This is a genomic window from Enterococcus sp. DIV0546 (assembly GCF_051712785.1).
Taxonomy (GTDB): domain Bacteria; phylum Bacillota; class Bacilli; order Lactobacillales; family Enterococcaceae; genus Enterococcus; species Enterococcus faecalis.
In genome coordinates this window covers 1758581-1774840 of the sequence record NZ_JBIOPO010000001.1, presented here as the reverse complement: position 1 = coordinate 1774840, position 16260 = coordinate 1758581, and the positions used below count along the sequence as shown (strand labels likewise).

15 protein-coding genes are annotated in these 16260 nt (G+C 37.5%); 10 read left to right on the top strand and 5 right to left on the bottom strand.

All coding sequences use genetic code 11. From position 1 onward, the window contains the following. Positions 1–40: 40 nt before the first annotated feature. Genes IGJ24_RS08740 through IGJ24_RS08730 form a run of 3 tightly spaced genes read right to left on the bottom strand, consistent with a single transcriptional unit; the run spans position 41 to position 2569 of the window. Positions 41–967: a metal ABC transporter substrate-binding protein gene (locus tag IGJ24_RS08740; protein ID WP_002360002.1), complete on the bottom strand. Its 927-nt coding sequence runs from the start codon at positions 965–967 to the stop codon at positions 41–43. Then, on the bottom strand, positions 954–1823 hold the full coding sequence (locus IGJ24_RS08735) for a metal ABC transporter permease (protein ID WP_002369145.1): 870 nt from the start codon (positions 1821–1823) through the stop codon (positions 954–956). Before IGJ24_RS08735 ends, IGJ24_RS08740 begins: the two co-directional genes overlap by 14 nt. Further along, positions 1820–2569, bottom strand: coding sequence for a metal ABC transporter ATP-binding protein (locus IGJ24_RS08730; RefSeq protein ID WP_002360005.1), 750 nt, complete (start codon positions 2567–2569; stop codon positions 1820–1822). The genes IGJ24_RS08735 and IGJ24_RS08730 overlap by 4 nt, the downstream gene beginning before the upstream one ends. 212 nt (positions 2570–2781) lie before the next feature. On the opposite strand from IGJ24_RS08730, the gene IGJ24_RS08725 reads away from it, so the two are divergent. From IGJ24_RS08725 to mnmA, 4 genes are all read left to right on the top strand, one after another. Next, positions 2782–3756 (top strand): ribose-phosphate diphosphokinase, encoded by a 975-nt coding sequence (locus tag IGJ24_RS08725; RefSeq protein WP_002362076.1) that lies wholly within the window; start codon positions 2782–2784, stop codon positions 3754–3756. Positions 3757–3912: 156 nt separating this feature from the next. After that, complete coding sequence (locus IGJ24_RS08720) at positions 3913–5058, top strand: cysteine desulfurase family protein (RefSeq protein WP_002360007.1); 1146 nt, start codon at positions 3913–3915, stop codon at positions 5056–5058. Between the two features lie 67 nt (positions 5059–5125). Then, positions 5126–5470 (top strand): DUF1831 domain-containing protein, encoded by a 345-nt coding sequence (locus IGJ24_RS08715; protein ID WP_002356959.1) that lies wholly within the window; start codon positions 5126–5128, stop codon positions 5468–5470. Positions 5471–5695: 225 nt separating this feature from the next. Then, positions 5696–6820, top strand: coding sequence for a tRNA 2-thiouridine(34) synthase MnmA (mnmA, locus tag IGJ24_RS08710; RefSeq protein WP_128705169.1), 1125 nt, complete (start codon positions 5696–5698; stop codon positions 6818–6820). A gap of 179 nt (positions 6821–6999) precedes the next feature. Here mnmA and IGJ24_RS08705 read toward each other — a convergent pair whose 3' ends face one another. Next, positions 7000–8238: a multidrug efflux MFS transporter gene (locus IGJ24_RS08705; RefSeq protein ID WP_002362074.1), complete on the bottom strand. Its 1239-nt coding sequence runs from the start codon at positions 8236–8238 to the stop codon at positions 7000–7002. 16 nt (positions 8239–8254) lie between these two features. Next, positions 8255–8770: a YbhB/YbcL family Raf kinase inhibitor-like protein gene (locus IGJ24_RS08700; protein WP_002356963.1), complete on the bottom strand. Its 516-nt coding sequence runs from the start codon at positions 8768–8770 to the stop codon at positions 8255–8257. Positions 8771–8902: 132 nt separating this feature from the next. Here IGJ24_RS08700 and IGJ24_RS08695 point away from each other — a divergent pair, with 132 nt between their 5' ends. The 6 genes from IGJ24_RS08695 (at position 8903) to cydB (ending at position 16256) form a co-directional block, all read left to right on the top strand. Beyond that, on the top strand, positions 8903–9472 hold the full coding sequence (locus tag IGJ24_RS08695; RefSeq protein ID WP_002364252.1) for a TetR/AcrR family transcriptional regulator: 570 nt from the start codon (positions 8903–8905) through the stop codon (positions 9470–9472). A gap of 97 nt (positions 9473–9569) precedes the next feature. After that, complete coding sequence (locus IGJ24_RS08690) at positions 9570–9935, top strand: DUF1033 family protein (protein ID WP_002356966.1); 366 nt, start codon at positions 9570–9572, stop codon at positions 9933–9935. Between the two features lie 130 nt (positions 9936–10065). Next, complete coding sequence (locus IGJ24_RS08685) at positions 10066–12147, top strand: DNA topoisomerase III (protein WP_002378482.1); 2082 nt, start codon at positions 10066–10068, stop codon at positions 12145–12147. A gap of 84 nt (positions 12148–12231) precedes the next feature. Next, entirely contained in the window at positions 12232–13095 is an 864-nt protein-coding gene (locus IGJ24_RS08680) for an AraC family transcriptional regulator (RefSeq protein WP_202564886.1), read from the top strand. Between the two features lie 732 nt (positions 13096–13827). After that, a complete protein-coding gene (locus IGJ24_RS08675; protein ID WP_438775392.1) occupies positions 13828–15246 on the top strand; it encodes a cytochrome ubiquinol oxidase subunit I in 1419 nt (472 codons plus the stop codon). Beyond that, complete coding sequence (gene cydB / locus IGJ24_RS08670) at positions 15243–16256, top strand: cytochrome d ubiquinol oxidase subunit II (RefSeq protein WP_002356976.1); 1014 nt, start codon at positions 15243–15245, stop codon at positions 16254–16256. Before IGJ24_RS08675 ends, cydB begins: the two co-directional genes overlap by 4 nt. Positions 16257–16260: the final 4 nt, after the last annotated feature.

Sequence of the window (16260 nt, the reverse complement as noted above, 5' to 3'; positions counted from 1 at the left end):
AGTTGAGGGGGAGTCAACTTGGTTCTTTCTTCTTTATTATTTATTTACTCATTAAGCCATCATGGATTTTTGTTAAATTCCAGTTCATCATGCTGTAGTACGTATCGCCTTCTGTTCCTTCTTTGGCAAGAGAGTCTGTGAAAAGTGTATCGTAAATTGGTCGTTTCACTTCTTTTGAGACCCGTTCCATACTACGTTTATCGACACTGGTTTCAACAAATAACACAGGTGCTTTTGATTTCTTAATGGTATCAATAATCGTGGTCATTTGTTCAGGTGTTCCTTGACTTTCTGTGTTAATTTCCCAAATATAAGCGGCATTTAAATCATAAGCTTTGGAGAAATATTTAAAGGCACCTTCACTTGTAACTAATAATTTTTTATCATCAGGAATATCAGCAAATTTAGCTTTGGCTTCCTCATGTAGTTTGCTAAGTTTTTCGGTATAATTTTTCGCGTTTTCTGTATAGAAATCTTTATTTTTTGGATCTTTTTCTACTAACACGTCACGAATGTTTTCTACATATTTAATGCCATTTTCAATGTCTAACCAAGCATGTGGATCTTCTGTTTGTTCTTGACCGGCACTTGTTAAATATTGTGGCGTAACATTTTTGCTTGTAGAAAAGTAATCTTTATTCTCAACTTTTTTGGCCGTTTTCATTAATTTGTTAAACCAGCCATTTCCGCCTGTTTCTAAGTTCAAGCCGTTAAAGAATAAAATGTCCGCTTCAGAAGCTTTCGCAATGTCTTCTGGTAACGGTTCATATTCGTGAGGGTCTGTCCCAATTGGCACAATACTATGCAGCTCAATTTTGTCTTCCCCAACATTTTTCACTAAATCGGATAAGATCGAGTTCGTTGTCACAATTGCTAATTTTTCTTTCTTTTCAGCGGCTTGATTCCCGCAAGCAGCTAACGTTAACCCTGCTAAAAGTGTTAAAAAAAATAAACTAAATTTTTTCATTCGTTGATTCCTCCATTTCTTTCTCACGGTTTACAAATACTAGGCCTTTCTTTGGTGAGAAAAAGAAAGCCAATAAAAAGAATAAGGCGGCGGTTAAAACAATCGTCGCACCAGAAGCTAAGTTATAAGAATAACTAAAGAATAGGCCAATCACTGAACTTAAAATCCCAAAAGTAGAGGCTAAGCCAATCATTGTCGGTAAGTGATTTGTTAATAGATAAGCTGTTGCCGCTGGCGTAATCAGCATGGCAATGACTAAAATAGTTCCGACGGTTTGCAAAGAAGAAACAGCGACTAATGTTAGTAAAAACATCAATGCATAGTGGAAAAATTGAATATTTAAACCATAGGCCTGAGCCATTGTGGGATCAAAAGAAGTGAGTTGCAACTCTTTATAAAACAATGCCACAAAAATCAAAACAATCACGCCGACGACACAAGTAATTAAAATATCGGTATCTGCGACCGCTAATACATTTCCAAACAGAATATGATATAAATCGGTGGAACTTTTTGCAAAAGAGATAAAAATAATCCCTAAAGCAAAAAAAGAACTAAAGACAACACCAATGGCAGTATCATTTTTTAGTGGACTTTTTTGGGTAATAAAGCCAATCGATAATGCAGCTAATAAGCCAAAAATAGAAGCGCCAAAAATATAATTAAAACCAAACATATAAGAAACAGCGACCCCTGGTAAAACAGCATGGGAAATCGCATCACCCATCAAAGACATCCCACGTAAAATAATGAATGAACCAATTACCCCTGAAATGAGTCCGACAATTACAGACGTCAAAAGGGCATTTTGTAAAAATTGATAACGGAATAAACCATCAATAAATGCAGCAATCATTTTGCAACCCCCTGTATTAATAAATCACCTAACAAATCACCGTATGCTTCTTGGAGCGTTTCTGCAGTAAACGTTTGTTCAACAGGACCCGCAGCAATTAGCCGGTTTTTCAAAACGATTAATTCATCAAAATAGTGGGACACTTTGTGCAAATCATGGTGAACAATGATAATCATTTTACCTTGATTTTTTAATGATTTAAGAATATCCATAATCACTTTTTCACTAGACATATCAATGCCGACGAAAGGTTCATCTAAAAAAATCACCTCAGCACCTTGGGCCAAAACACGGGCAATAAACACACGTTGTAATTGGCCACCAGAAAGTTCGCCAATCTGGCGTTGCGCATAGTCTTCTAATTGCACCATTTTTAATGCAGCCATGGCTGCTTGCTTTTCTTTCTTTCCTGGGCGTTTTAATAGTCCCAAGTTTGGATAGGTTCCTAGCAAGACCGTTTCAAAAACGCTAATTGGGAAACTAAGATCCAAGGCGCTACGTTGTTCTACATAGGCAATGGTTGTTTTTTGTTGGTCAATCGCTTGATTATTTAACAAAACATCACGTTCCTTTGTTTTAATCAAGCCTAATAACCCTTTAATAAATGTTGACTTTCCAGCACCATTTGGTCCGATAATTCCAGTAATTTTACCGGAGGGAATAGTAACGTGGATATTATTTAAAGCGGTCCGTCCTTGATATTGAACGGTTAACGCTTGAACAGCTAAGTTAAAGCTTTTTCTCATGAAATTCCTCCTTTTTAGGTTTGCCTTAAAATCAGTATAAGGGATAGTTTAAGAAAATGCAAATAATTTTTAGGTGCACCTAAATACAAGCGCTTTTTTCACAAAGAAAACCGTTTCTTTCAATAAATTAAGGAGGATCCCATGATTTTTATGACAAAAAATGGTAGAATATGAATGAAAACGACTATTATTTTATATTGACGGAGGATATCATGACCGAAAACTATCAAGATGACACCTTACGCATCTTCAGTTTAAATGCAAATCGACCACTTGCTGAAAAAATCGCAGCATCAGTAGGAACAGAATTAGGAAAAAGCACCGTGCGCCAATTTAGTGATGGCGAAATTCAAATTAATATTGAAGAAAGTATTCGTGGCGATCATGTCTACATCATCCAAGCAACGAATGCTCCTGTAAATGATCATTTGATGGAATTGCTTATTTTAATTGATGCATTAAAACGTGCTAGCGCAAAAACAATTAATGTTATTTTGCCTTACTATGGTTATGCTCGCCAAGACCGCACAGCGAAACCAAGAGAGCCCATTACTGCGAAATTAGTTGCTAATATGTTGGTAGAGGCAGGCGCAACACGTTTGTTAACATTAGACTTGCATACTGTTCAAGTCCAAGGATTTTTTGATATCCCAGTAGATAATTTATTTACAATGCCTTTGTTTGCTCATTATTATCGTCAACAAGCATTAGTAGGGGAAGAAATTGTGATTGTTTCGCCTAAAAACAGTGGCGTTCAACGCGCACGTAGTTTATCGGAGTACTTAGATGCGACCTTAGCAATTGTCGACCATGAAGAGATTGATGGGGTGCGTCAAGAAGGTTACGTTATTGGGAATGTCGCTGGGAAAAAATGTATTCTTGTTGATGACATTTTGAATACTGGTCAAACGTTAGCCACAGCGGCGGAAGTTTTAATGAAAAATGGTGCGCAAGAAGTGTATGCTTGCGCCTCGCATGGTTTGTTATCAGAAGGCGCAAAAGCAACCTTAGAAAATGCGCCAATTAAGGAAATTAGTATTACTGACTCTGTTTATACGACAGCAGACCGCCAACCAGCAACCTTGAATATTATTTCTTGCGCTGAGTTAATGGGGGAAGCGTTACTTCGTATCCATGAAAATAAACCAATGAGTCCATTATTCCGTTTAGAACCAAAAGGAGAATAAGTGATTCCTTAAACTAGAAATAGGTCTAACAACTTTAATAGTGTTGGGCCTATTTTTCTTATCTCTTTTATAAATAGAAGAGAAAGTATTCTGATTTTGTGTTTTAAGCTTTTTATGCTAGAATAACGCCAGAACATAAGGAAAGGGACGAGTCATTTGGAACCCATTTATTTAGATCATGCGGCAACAACACCGCTTCATCCAACGGTCATTCAAGCGATGACTGAAAATATGCAAACGACTTTTGGCAATCCATCAAGTATTCATCAGTTTGGACGAAAGGCACACGGCCTTCTGGAAGAAGTGCGTCAAACGATTGCCGAGAGCTTACAAGCCAAACCCCACGAAATTATTTTTAATAGTGGTGGCACAGAAGGGGATAACACAGCCATCTTGGCAGTTGCTTTTTCTCGTCAAAAGGAAGGAAAACATATTATTACTACGGCAATTGAACATCCCGCTGTGTTACGAACGATGGAATACTTAGAAACGTTAGGCTTTGAAGTGACTTACTTACCTGTGAATGAAAATGGTCAGATTTCAATGGATCAATTCAAAAAGTCTTTACGCGAAGAAACGATCTTGGTTTCAATGATGTATGGCAATAATGAAATTGGAAATCGATTACCGATTGCTGAAGTTGGTGCAATTCTTAAAAATCATTCGGCGATTTTTCATACAGATGCCGTCCAAGCTTATGGAAGTGAAGTCATTTTACCTCATGAATTAGGGATCGACTTATTAAGTATTTCCGCTCATAAAATCAATGGTCCAAAAGGCGTAGGTTTTTTATTTAAAAGCGATGCAATCCAATTACCACCTCTTTTACATGGTGGGGAACAAGAAGAAAAACGACGTGCGGGCACGGAAAACTTAGCTGGAATTATTGGCATGGGTACTGCCGTTTCATTACTAACTTCTGCAGAAAAGCAAGCAAGAAAAACAGCCTATCAAAGTTTTCAAACGATTATTTTAAAAGCGTTAGAAGAAGCCAATATTGATTTTTCAATTAATGGTGAACCAACGAATCGTTTAGCGCATGTCTTAAATCTTCATTTAAAAGGAATTCCCAGTGATTTGCTCTTAATGCATTTGGACTTAAGAGGTATTGCGATTTCAACAGGCTCGGCTTGTACAGCGGGAACTGTGGATCCTTCGCACGTGTTGACAGCGATGTATGGAGAAAATTCCTCAGCTATTAAAGAATCAATCCGGATTAGTTTTGGCTACGGGAACACACCAGAAGAAATTGCGACTTTTTCTGAAGTACTAGTTGCAGTGATTCAACAATTGAAAAAATAATCTGATTGCGGCAGCTACAGGTTTTCGCTATAATGAAGATAACAATGAAAATAATGAGGTGGAACCCATGGCATTTACAACAACGGCTGCTGTTGAAGGCTCAACAGTTTTTTACAAAGTACATCCTAGTGCAAAACGCTATACATTAAAAGATAACGGCTTTACTGAAACAAAATCAGGGAACTTTCAATTGATTCGTTCCTTAGATCCAACGCCTCAGAGAAATGAAGGCTTCAAATTGAAAATTACGATCACTGCTGATCTAAAAGAGTTGAAAATGTCCATTACAACGGCAAATGGTTTAAAACCAATGAATATTTTCAAGAATGAACAACATGAAATGAGTAAAGAAAAATACTTTTTCTTAATGGATGGCTTAATTAGCCGTGGTGTATTAGAGAAAGTAGAATAATTTAGAGAAACCTGAAGAAACAAGTGAAAGTAGCTTGTTCCTTCAGGTTTTCTGTTTATTTGAAAGCAATAGCTTGTTGGCTGTGTCTTTGTTCCAAGTGTTTTCTCATTATACGCCCGGCTTGCTTTACTTATTTCAAAAAAATAGTATAATGAAAAGCACTGAAAAGTTACGACCTTCAAATCGTGGATGATTTCAGAATCTAATTGAAATGATGGTGATAAAATGGCAGATAACAGCAAAACGCGTGTCGTGGTAGGCATGAGTGGCGGTGTCGATTCATCTGTCACAGCGTTGCTTTTAAAAGAGCAAGGCTATGATGTAATTGGGATCTTTATGAAAAATTGGGACGATACAGACGAAAATGGTGTCTGTACCGCAACTGAGGATTATAAAGATGTCGCAAAAGTAGCGGATCAAATTGGGATTCCGTATTATTCGGTCAATTTTGAAAAAGAATATTGGGACCGTGTGTTTGAATATTTTTTAGCAGAATATCGGTTAGGACGGACACCAAATCCAGATGTCATGTGTAATAAAGAAATTAAATTTAAAGCATTCCTAGATTATGCTATGCAACTAGGCGCTGACTATGTTGCAACTGGCCACTATGCGCAAGTAGAAACGGATGAAAATGGCGTAGTGCATATGTTACGTGGAATTGATAATAATAAAGACCAAACCTATTTTTTAAGCCAATTATCACAAGCCCAATTGGCAAAAACAATGTTTCCATTGGGTGGCTTGGAAAAATCAGAAGTTCGTGCAATTGCTGACCGTGCTGGATTAGCCACAGCCAAGAAAAAAGACTCAACGGGCGTTTGTTTTATTGGTGAAAAGAATTTCAAAGAATTTTTGAGTAATTATTTACCAGCTAAAAAAGGCAACATGGTGACAGAAGATGGCGAAATCAAAGGACAACATGATGGTCTGATGTATTATACTATCGGTCAACGCCAAGGCTTAGGAATTGGTGGCGGCGGTAAAACACAAGAACCATGGTTTGTGATTGGGAAAGATTTAACTACCAATACATTATATGTGGGACAAGGATTTCACCATGAAAAACTATATGCAACACATTTAGAAGCCAGTGAGGTTCATTTTACTGTTGATACACCAATGCCAAAAGAGTTTGACTGTACGGCTAAATTCCGTTATCGTCAAGCAGATATTCCAGTGCATGTTTCCTTATCTGAAGATGGCACAAAAGCAACCGTTACGTTTAAGGAACCAGCGCGCGCAGTTACTCCAGGCCAAGCTGTTGTTTTTTATGATGGAATGGAATGCTTAGGGGGCGGCTTAATTGATCGCGCCTACCAAGATGAAAAAGAACTACAATACGTCTAAAAAGTTTCACGAGTTGTGAAACAAAAAGGATGAAGTTAACCAAAAGAAAAGCAGATATGCTGGTCATAAAACCAGTAAATATCCGCTTTTCTTTTTTGTTTTATATGCCTATTTTTTTTGAAATAAGAAAAAGAGAAAAATTAAAAATTCAAATTGTGGATAACTTTTCTGTGTATAACTTAGTCATCATTTTTCTCTTTTTTTAATTCGGCGGTGCTTCGACGAACCCATAGAAGGTTAAGGAGAACCAGACAAGAAGTGGAAATAAAGACCCCACGATAACCGAAAGCGGCAGATACGCTTGAACCAATCATAGGACCAATCACATTTCCTGTCGCTTGGAAAGATTGATTGTAACTGAAAATACGACCTGCAGCGTCACTTGGGGAATAACGAGTGATCAACGTTTGAACAGCTGGTAGTAAACAGGCATCGGAAATCCCAACTAAGAAACGAAGCATGGCAAGCTGCCAGACATTTTGAACAAAGGCCATTGGTAGGTAAACGAAAATGGCTAAAATTAAGCCAATTGTCAAGATGCGTTCACTGCCAATACGATCGCCTAACCGGCCGAAACGAGGGGCGGCTATTAACGTTGCAATCCCTGGAATAGAAGCAATGACTCCGCTAATTAAGGTGACATTTCCGTGACCACCCAACAATTGTTGAATATATAAACTGATGATGGGACTAATTGAATTATTGGAAGCTTGAATGATTAATGTCGTAATAAACATTCCAAGAATCACGTGGGGATGTTCTAGTTTTTTTAAAATTTGTTTCCCAGATGCGGCTTGATTTTTTTCAATTGGCACAAACTCTTCATGAACAAAGACGAGACTCAAAACAAAAACGAGTAATAAAATCGTACCAGTAATGAAAAAGGTTGGCCGATAACCGAAAATAGACGCAGTGACACCGCCCAAAAGAGGACCAAGCAACGTTCCGGTAACAGAACCAGTGGCTAAAGTACCAAGCACTTGACCGCTTTTTTCCTTAGGTGTGCCTGTAGCAACTAACGCAGTTGCATTACTGATATAACCGGAAAAAACACCTTGTAATAAGCGCAAGCCAATCAATTGATAAACACTTGTGACTGCGCCCATTAAACTAATGACGATAGCCATCCCTAATGAAGCACGTAATAACATTAACTTGCGTCCTTTTCGGTCGGCTAAACGGCCCCACCAAGGAGAAACAATGGTCGTGACTAAAAAAGTGGAGGAGAACGTGATTCCGCTCCAAAAATTCAATTGTTGGTGGGTAAAAGTACCTAATGTGTTGATATAAAGAGGCATGAATGGCATCACTAAGCTAAAGCCAATACCAGCCATAAATGTGCCAAACCATAAAACAAGCAGATTTTTTTCCCAAGGTTGTCTTGGACGGAAAATTTTACTTTTAATTAATTCATACATTCTATTTCCTCACTTTCTAGTAAAGAAATTCAAATTTGGCTTTGGCGAGTAGTTGATCATTCAATGCTTGATGCAATTCATTCGCAAAAAAGCCTTCTTTTAAATTTAGTGGATTTTTTGTAGCGTACACATATAACGTATAGGTGTGCACACCAGAGCGAGGGCTTAACCCCAGATAACGTTCGGTTAACTCAGGTAACGTTTCAGTGGCAAGCGCAGGAATCATCTGTTTCCCCAAAGGAGAAGCAAGACTATTTTTTCCTTGAATGGTAGGCTTGAGTGCTGTTCGACTAAAGTCTTCAGGAATCTCATTGGTTACAGGAACATTGGCAGCTAACCAATGAATAAAAGGGAAACCGATTAGAGGAATCGTGTCATAATCAATTAATTCCCAGGATAAATAGCGGGCTTCTTTAGGAATGGCCGCTAAAGAAATAGGAAAAGATAAAATAGGACGTTCGTGTAATAAAAATTCTGCACTGGTTCGTTTGCCATAACGATCGGCCAAATGAGAACGGTTGGTAATATGCATGCCAAACAGCCTTCTTTCAAAAATAATGTTTACAAATTATTATTATAAACTATAATTTATAGTTTAAAAAGAGTCAATAGATATGATAAACTAATACTTGTCCAAAATTTAAGAATTGGAGGCGTCAGAAAGATGGCAAAAAAACGGAATTTAACGAAAGCCAAAATCCTTGAAAGTGCCCGCAACCTAGCGGAAGAATTGGGCGTTCAACAATTAACCTTTCAAAATTTAGCCGTTGATTTAGGCATCAAGTATCCTTCACTCTATAATCACTTTAAAAATATTGCTGAAGTAAAAAATGCTCTAGTGGACTTGTTAATTCAAGAATTAAATGATGCATTGAGAAGAGCCTTAGTGGGTAAGAGTGGCGCAGAAGCAATTCGGATATATGCTGAAACGTACCAACAATTTGCTTTTGAAAATTCTGCAGTCTATGAATTACTTATCAGTGTGCCGAAAACGCAAAACCAACAATTAATTGAAGGCATCCATGAAACCAATCAAATTATCTTACAACTTTTAGCTTTTTATCCATTTAATAATGAAGAACGACTGCATAAAAGCCGAGAATTACGTAGTTTAATCCATGGCTATATTACCTTACGTTTTTTAGGTTATTTTCAACGCGAAGAAGCCACGCCGGAAGAAAGTTATCGTCGCATGATTGAAGATTTTATTGCTTCTTTAGAAGTGGCAAGATAAAATAAATTTCAAAAATTTCTCAGTCCGAAACCAAATCCTTGCAACTTTTTCAGAAAGTGACTATGATACCTACAGTAGCAAAAAAAGGAGCGGTTCAATGTATCAAGTAATTACAATGTATGGCGACAATGAACCTTGGTGGTTTTTTGATGATTGGCAAGAGGACATTGTTCAAGAAAAAACCTTCGATAACTTGACCGATGCAGAGACATATTATGTGGAAGTTTGGCAAAAACTTTCTCAGAATTATACATACGTCAACACAAAGCCTAATTATTTAACGGCTTTCTGGAATGATGGGGAAGAACGCTGGTGTGAAGAATGCGATGAAGATTTACAACAATACTTCGGTTTAGCATTACTAGAAAATCATCATGCAGTTACTTTTGAAAATAAAGCTGAGTTTACCACAATATCCAATCATTTTGGCAAAACAAAATTCTGCAAACGGAAAGTTATTTGAAACGCATGAGTTTAAAGAAAAACCTCAGGGAATTTTCTTTAAACTCTTTTTCTATTCTCGGAATTTAGAGAAAATCGAGCTAATATTTGGTATAATACGAAAAGATAGCACTCAAAAAGGAGCGAAACTAGTGGTTGCAAAACAATTAATTATTGCTGAAAAACCTAGCGTAGCAAAAGATTTAAGCCGCGTTTTAGGAGCAAATCAAAAAAATAAGAATTATTATGAAGGACCCAACGTGATTGTCACCTGGGCTTTAGGCCATCTCTTAGGACTAAAAATGCCAGAAGATTTAAACAAAGAATGGCAAACGTGGCAAATGGAAACTTTACCGATGATTCCTAAGAATTTAGGGATTAAACCGTTACCGAAAACGGGACATCAATTAAAAGCGATTAAACAATTAGCTAATCGTAAAGATGTTTCTGAAGCCGTGATTGCCACCGATGCTGGTCGTGAAGGTGAATTAGTGGCCCGCTGGATTTTAGAATATGTCCGTTTTAACAAACCAGTCAAACGCTTATGGATTTCATCTCAAACAGACAAAGCCATTAAAGACGGGTTTAAGAAAATTCGCCCAGCGAAAGACTACGATAATTTGTATTACTCTGCCTTGGCGCGCGCAAAAGCTGACTGGTTAGTTGGGCTAAACGTCACACGGGCCTTGACAGTTAAATATCAAGATAACTTATCCGCAGGTCGTGTTCAAACACCAACTTTAGCAATGGTACGCCAACAAGAAAAAACGATTGAACAATTTAAGCCTCAAACTTATTTTACTATCTCGTTAACTGTTGAATCAGAAAAAGCAAAGATGACCCAAAAAAATCCATACGCTTTAAAAGAACGGCAGGAAGCAGAACAATTAGTCAAAGAACTCTCAAAACAAAAGGGCTTAGTTACCGATATTCAAGAAAAAGTTAAAACAGAAAATGCGCCGTTACCATATGATTTAACCGAAATCCAGCGTGAAGCCAACCAGCGATTCCAATTTTCTGCAAAGAAAACGTTGTCTCTTGTACAAAGTTTATACGAAACCCATAAAATTGTTTCCTATCCTCGAACTGACAGCAAATATCTAACAACGGATATGAAAGGAACGATGAAAGAACGACTTCAAGCCATTGCTGATTTTTCACCTGAAGTGAAAGGCTACCTTAAAAATGGGGCTGTTGTTAAACAACAAAAAGTTTTCCAAAATGCAAAAGTCACGGATCACCATGGGTTGATTCCAACTGAACAACGTCCTCGTTATGAAAAGCTAAGTAATGATGAACAAAAAATCTATCAAATGATTGTTCAACGATTCTTAGGTTTGTTTGCTGAGCCAAACCAAACCAAACAAACAAAAGTTACAGTCGCTTTTGGAAAAGAAATATTTGTCTTTCATCAAAATAAAGTAGTTGTTGCTGGCTGGAAAACAACAGCCGAACAGCCGCTATCAACTGTCCAATGGCAAAAAGGCATGACCGTTGCGCCAAACTTTACCATTAACAAAGAATTAACGTCGCCGCCAAAACCATTAACCGAAGGAACGTTGTTAGGAAAAATGGAGAAACACAGTTTAGGCACACCGGCAACGCGAGCTGAAATCATTGAAAAACTGATTAAATCAGAATTGATGGAACGAACCAATAGCGGTTTAAGTGTGTCTGCCAAAGGAAAGCAACTATTAGACTTGGTGAATCCATCACTTGTGACACCTGAACTAACGGAAAAATGGGAAAAGTCGCTCGAAGCAATCGCTTCGGGTCAACAAAAGAGTCAACTTTTCTTAAAGGATATTGAAGAGGATACGAAAAAATTAGTCCGTGAAATTAAACAAAGCGAGAAAAAATATCAAGATTTTTCCATTACGCAAAAAAAATGTCCAGATTGTGGCTCAAACTTACGGGAAAAAAATACGAAAGATGGGAAGATTTACGTTTGTACAAACCAAGAATGTTCTTATCGTCGGCGAAAAGATCCTAAAGTATCCAATCACCGTTGCCCACAATGCCATAAAAAAATGGTCATCATAGAAGGAAAAAATGGTCGTTCTTTCAAATGTAAATTCTGTTCGATTACTGAAAAAATTCCCGATAAAAAAGAACGAAAACAAAAAATGACTAAACATGAAGAACGTCGTTTGATGAAAAAATATTCACAACCAGACGAACCAGAAGAAAGTGCTTTAGCGCAGGCCTTAAAAGCCGCTATGAATCAAGAGTAGCGACTTGACGAATGTTGGCTCTAAATAATCAAGTCATCCATGTTGGTCTTTAGTAAACTTTCAAATAGAAAGAGAGGGACACGGATGCTCGCAAATTTAAATCAAGCAATGGATTATATTGAAGAACATTTAACGGAAGAAGTATCCTTCGATGAATTGGCAAAAAAGACAGGGATTTCTGTTTACCATTTTAAACGAACTTTTTCGTTTGTTGCGGGGATGAGTCTGGCTGAGTATATTAAAAAGAGACGTTTGGCGGAAGCAAATTTAGCATTACTTGCTGGTGAAAAAGTGACAGATGTAGCTTTTAAATATGGTTATCAAAGTATTGAAGGATTCTCAAGAGCCTTTCGCGATTGGTCAGGACAAGCCCCTTCTGAAGTAATGAAAACACAAATCCAAAAAACGTTCCCTAAATTCTCTTTCTATATTGATATTAAAGGAGGACAATCAATGGATGTTAAATTGATTGAAAAACCAGCGTTTCAAATAGTCGGAGTTAGTCAGAAGGTTCCCTTGCAGTATCAAGGGGAAAATCAAGCAATCATGGAATTAGCACAGCGCATTACACCACAACAACGAGCGGAAATGCATACATTTGATGATGTATATCCTCATCAAGTAGTAAATGCTTCTTTTGACTTTCAAGAGGGACGAACAACAGAAGGTGGAGAAATGACACACATGATTGGCTTTGCCACTTCGCAAGAAAATACCTATGAAGATTTGGAGCAACTAAGCGTACCTGCTCATACATGGGCGGTTTTTCCAAATGAAGGTCCTTTCCCACAAACTTTACAAGAAACCTGGGCAAGGATATTCTCTGAATGGTTGCCTTCATCTGGTTACCAAGTCGTTGCAGCACCAGAAATTTCGTTTATGCAATATCAAGGACCAGCAGAAGCTAAGTATAGTGAAATCTGGCTCGCTGTTACAGCTACTAAATAAAGAAAACCCACCATTGAATAATGGTGGGTTTTTCCGCCAAGAAGGAGAAAGTTTGGTATAATAAACGTGAAGAAAAAATTCAGACCTTCTAAACTGAAATCTAGCTATGGATAAGTGATGCGAATACGGAATCATGGAGAAAAAAATAATTCTCCGAGGTTTTAGAGTCATGTTGTTTAGAATGGTACCAAAACTTTTATTCTTCGATTAAATATTCTAATTCTGTTTTAGAGTCATGTTGTTTAGAATGGTACCAAAACACCAGAAAGAGTTTTACGATACTATGATGAGTTTTATAGCCATGTTGTTAAAAAACAAACTATCACCACAAGCAATCCGTAATTTTCATCACAAGATTAGAATTTTTATCATCAAAGACGAGCTGCTTCAATTTTCGAAAACTAATCAAGTGATAAGTCAAAATGTTGATAGATTGAGATTAGTTCTTCCTTTTTTTAGGAAGGGCTTTTTTTATTGATAGAAGAAAGGGAAGAAATCTTGGGAGCACCTAAAAAAATTGTGAGAAATGCTTCTGTATTGTTTGGTTTCTGCCTCAGAAAGTTGTATACTTAGATTGGAATTATTCTATATTACATGCATTTTCACACTTTTTGGAAAAGTTCACTTGAATTTTCTTTTAGTTTCGTAGATAAAAGGAGTCATCGCTAATGGAAATGAACAATTCAGGTAAGCTTGTTTCTTTGTGTGGAGGCAAATCAGGGAGGAAATAATATGTTTGATATTGTAACATTGGCGAGAATCCAATTTGCGATGACAACAGTTTTCCACTTTTTCTTCGTACCGTTTTCAATAGGATTAGCACTTGTTGTAGCAATTATGGAAACAATGTACGTTGTGAAAAAAGAGGAACGTTATCGTAAAATGGCCAAGTTTTGGGGAAATATATTCCTATTAAGCTTCGCTGTTGGGGTTGTAACCGGGATTATTCAAGAATTTCAGTTTGGAATGAACTGGTCTGATTATTCTCGATTCGTCGGAGATATTTTTGGGGCACCGTTGGCGGTAGAAGCGCTCTTAGCTTTCTTCTTAGAGTCAACATTCTTAGGTTTATGGATCTTTACTTGGGATAAAATGAATCCAAAAGTTCACGTAACGTTTATCTGGTTAGTCGTATTCGGTTCAATGATGTCTGCTTTCTGGATTTTAGTTGCCAATAGTTTTATGCAACATCCAGTAGGTTATGTCATCAATAATGGCCGTGCTGAAATGGTGGACTTTGTAGCTGTCATCAGCAATCCAAAAGTTTGGTATGAATTTTCACACGTTATCATGGGCGCCTTTACATTGGGCGGCATGGCAGTAGCTGGTATGGCTGCTTTCCAATTGTTGAAAAAACGGGATATTTCATTCCACAAAGCATCTATGCGCATTGGCTTATGGGTTACTTTGTTCGGTTCAATCGGCGTTTTATTAGCTGGCGACTTGCAAATGAAAGCTCTAATTGAAGGACAACCAATGAAATTTGCGGCGATGGAGGGGGCCTATGAAGACTCTGATGATCCTGCTGCTTGGACATTGATTGCTTGGGCAGATGAACGAGAACATAAACTAGTTTTTGGTATCGATATTCCATATATGCTAAGTATTTTATCGTATAACAAATTATCAGGTTCGGTTGATGGGATGGATACAGTCAACAAGCGCTTGGTAGAAAAATATGGGGATGATAAAAATTATTATCCACCAGTTAACACTTTATTCTGGAGCTTCCGTATCATGGCTGGTTTTGGTGCCTTAATGTTATTGGTTGCTGCCTTAGGACTATTCTTTACAAGGAAGAAAAAACCATCTCTGTACGAGAAGAAATGGATGCTGTGGATTGTTGCTTTATGTACGTTCGCACCATTCCTTGCGAATACAACAGGTTGGTTAGTCACTGAATTAGGTCGTTATCCGTGGACTGTCTATGGATTATTTACGATTGAACAAAGTGTTTCACCAAATGTATCGGTTGCTTCATTAATTACGTCAAATGTCATTTATTTCTTATTATTTGCTGGTTTAGGTAGTGTCATGGTTTACTTGGTCATTTTAGAATTACGTAAAGGACCAGACTATGAAGCGAAAAAATTAGCGAAAGAAAATGAACCAGCGTTGGATCCATTTGATAAGGGGGTATTTGGCGAATGAGTACACTACAATTATTATGGTTTGTCCTTATCGGCGTCTTGTTCTCAGGTTTCTTCTTCTTAGAAGGATTTGACTTTGGTGTTGGAATGGCCGTTCAAACGTTGGCACACAATGACGACGAAAAAGATCAAGTCGTTGCAACAATTGGACCTGTCTGGGACGGAAACGAAGTTTGGCTATTAACAGCGGGCGGCGCAATGTTTGCCTCTTTCCCATATTGGTATGCTTCATTATTTAGTGGCTACTATTTAATTCTATTTACGATTTTATTTGGCTTAATTATTCGCGGAGTTTCCTTTGAATTCCGCCATAACATGCCGGAAGGTAAACGTCGTCGGATGTGGAACTGGACGCTATCAATTGGTAGTTTCCTTGTACCGTTCTTCTTTGGTATTTTGTTTATCAGCTTAGTCCAAGGAATGCCTTTAGATGCAAACGGCAATATGCATGCGCAATTTACGGATTATTTTAATCTGTTTTCAATTGTTGGTGGAGTAGCCTTAACATTACTTTGCTACTTACACGGCATGAACTATATTGCTTTAAAAACAGAAGGCCCAATTCGCGAACGTGCTCGAAATTATGCAGAAATCTTATACGGCGTTTTATATGTCGGTTTAGTTGTTTTTGCAGTGTTGATGTACTTCAAAACGGACTTTTATGAAAAGAACTTTGCGGTCACTTTAATTTTAACGTTAGCAATTGTGGTCTTAACGGTCATTGCTAATGTTGGGGTGTTTAAACGCAAAGAGATGTTAGCTTTTCTAGCGAGTGGTTTAACATTAGTTGTACTAGTTGCTCTCTTGTTCAGTGGCTTGTTCCCACGTGTTATGATTGGTAGTGAAGGTTTTGATTTGTTGATTAAAGATGCAACAAGCACACCATATACACTAAAAATTATGACGTGGATTTCTTTAAGCATTTTACCATTCGTGTTAGCTTATACTGCTTGGTCCTATTATATTTTCAGAAAACGTATTTCACAGACAGCCGTACCAGAGGGGTATTAAATCT

Bases quoted from the DNA above. Each gene is read 5' to 3' on its own strand.
- IGJ24_RS08740 (WP_002360002.1), bottom strand. From the start codon at position 967: ATGAAAAAATTTAGTTTATTTTTTTTAACACTTTTAGCAGGGTTAACG.
- IGJ24_RS08735 (WP_002369145.1), bottom strand. From the start codon at position 1,823: ATGATTGCTGCATTTATTGATGGTTTATTCCGTTATCAATTTTTACAA.
- IGJ24_RS08730 (WP_002360005.1), bottom strand. From the start codon at position 2,569: ATGAGAAAAAGCTTTAACTTAGCTGTTCAAGCGTTAACCGTTCAATAT.
- IGJ24_RS08725 (WP_002362076.1), top strand. From the start codon at position 2,782: ATGACCGAAAACTATCAAGATGACACCTTACGCATCTTCAGTTTAAAT.
- IGJ24_RS08715 (WP_002356959.1), top strand. From the start codon at position 5,126: ATGGCATTTACAACAACGGCTGCTGTTGAAGGCTCAACAGTTTTTTAC.
- mnmA (WP_128705169.1), top strand. From the start codon at position 5,696: ATGGCAGATAACAGCAAAACGCGTGTCGTGGTAGGCATGAGTGGCGGT.
- IGJ24_RS08705 (WP_002362074.1), bottom strand. From the start codon at position 8,238: ATGTATGAATTAATTAAAAGTAAAATTTTCCGTCCAAGACAACCTTGG.
- IGJ24_RS08700 (WP_002356963.1), bottom strand. From the start codon at position 8,770: ATGCATATTACCAACCGTTCTCATTTGGCCGATCGTTATGGCAAACGA.
- IGJ24_RS08695 (WP_002364252.1), top strand. From the start codon at position 8,903: ATGGCAAAAAAACGGAATTTAACGAAAGCCAAAATCCTTGAAAGTGCC.
- IGJ24_RS08690 (WP_002356966.1), top strand. From the start codon at position 9,570: ATGTATCAAGTAATTACAATGTATGGCGACAATGAACCTTGGTGGTTT.
- IGJ24_RS08680 (WP_202564886.1), top strand. From the start codon at position 12,232: ATGCTCGCAAATTTAAATCAAGCAATGGATTATATTGAAGAACATTTA.
- IGJ24_RS08675 (WP_438775392.1), top strand. From the start codon at position 13,828: ATGTTTGATATTGTAACATTGGCGAGAATCCAATTTGCGATGACAACA.
- cydB (WP_002356976.1), top strand. From the start codon at position 15,243: ATGAGTACACTACAATTATTATGGTTTGTCCTTATCGGCGTCTTGTTC.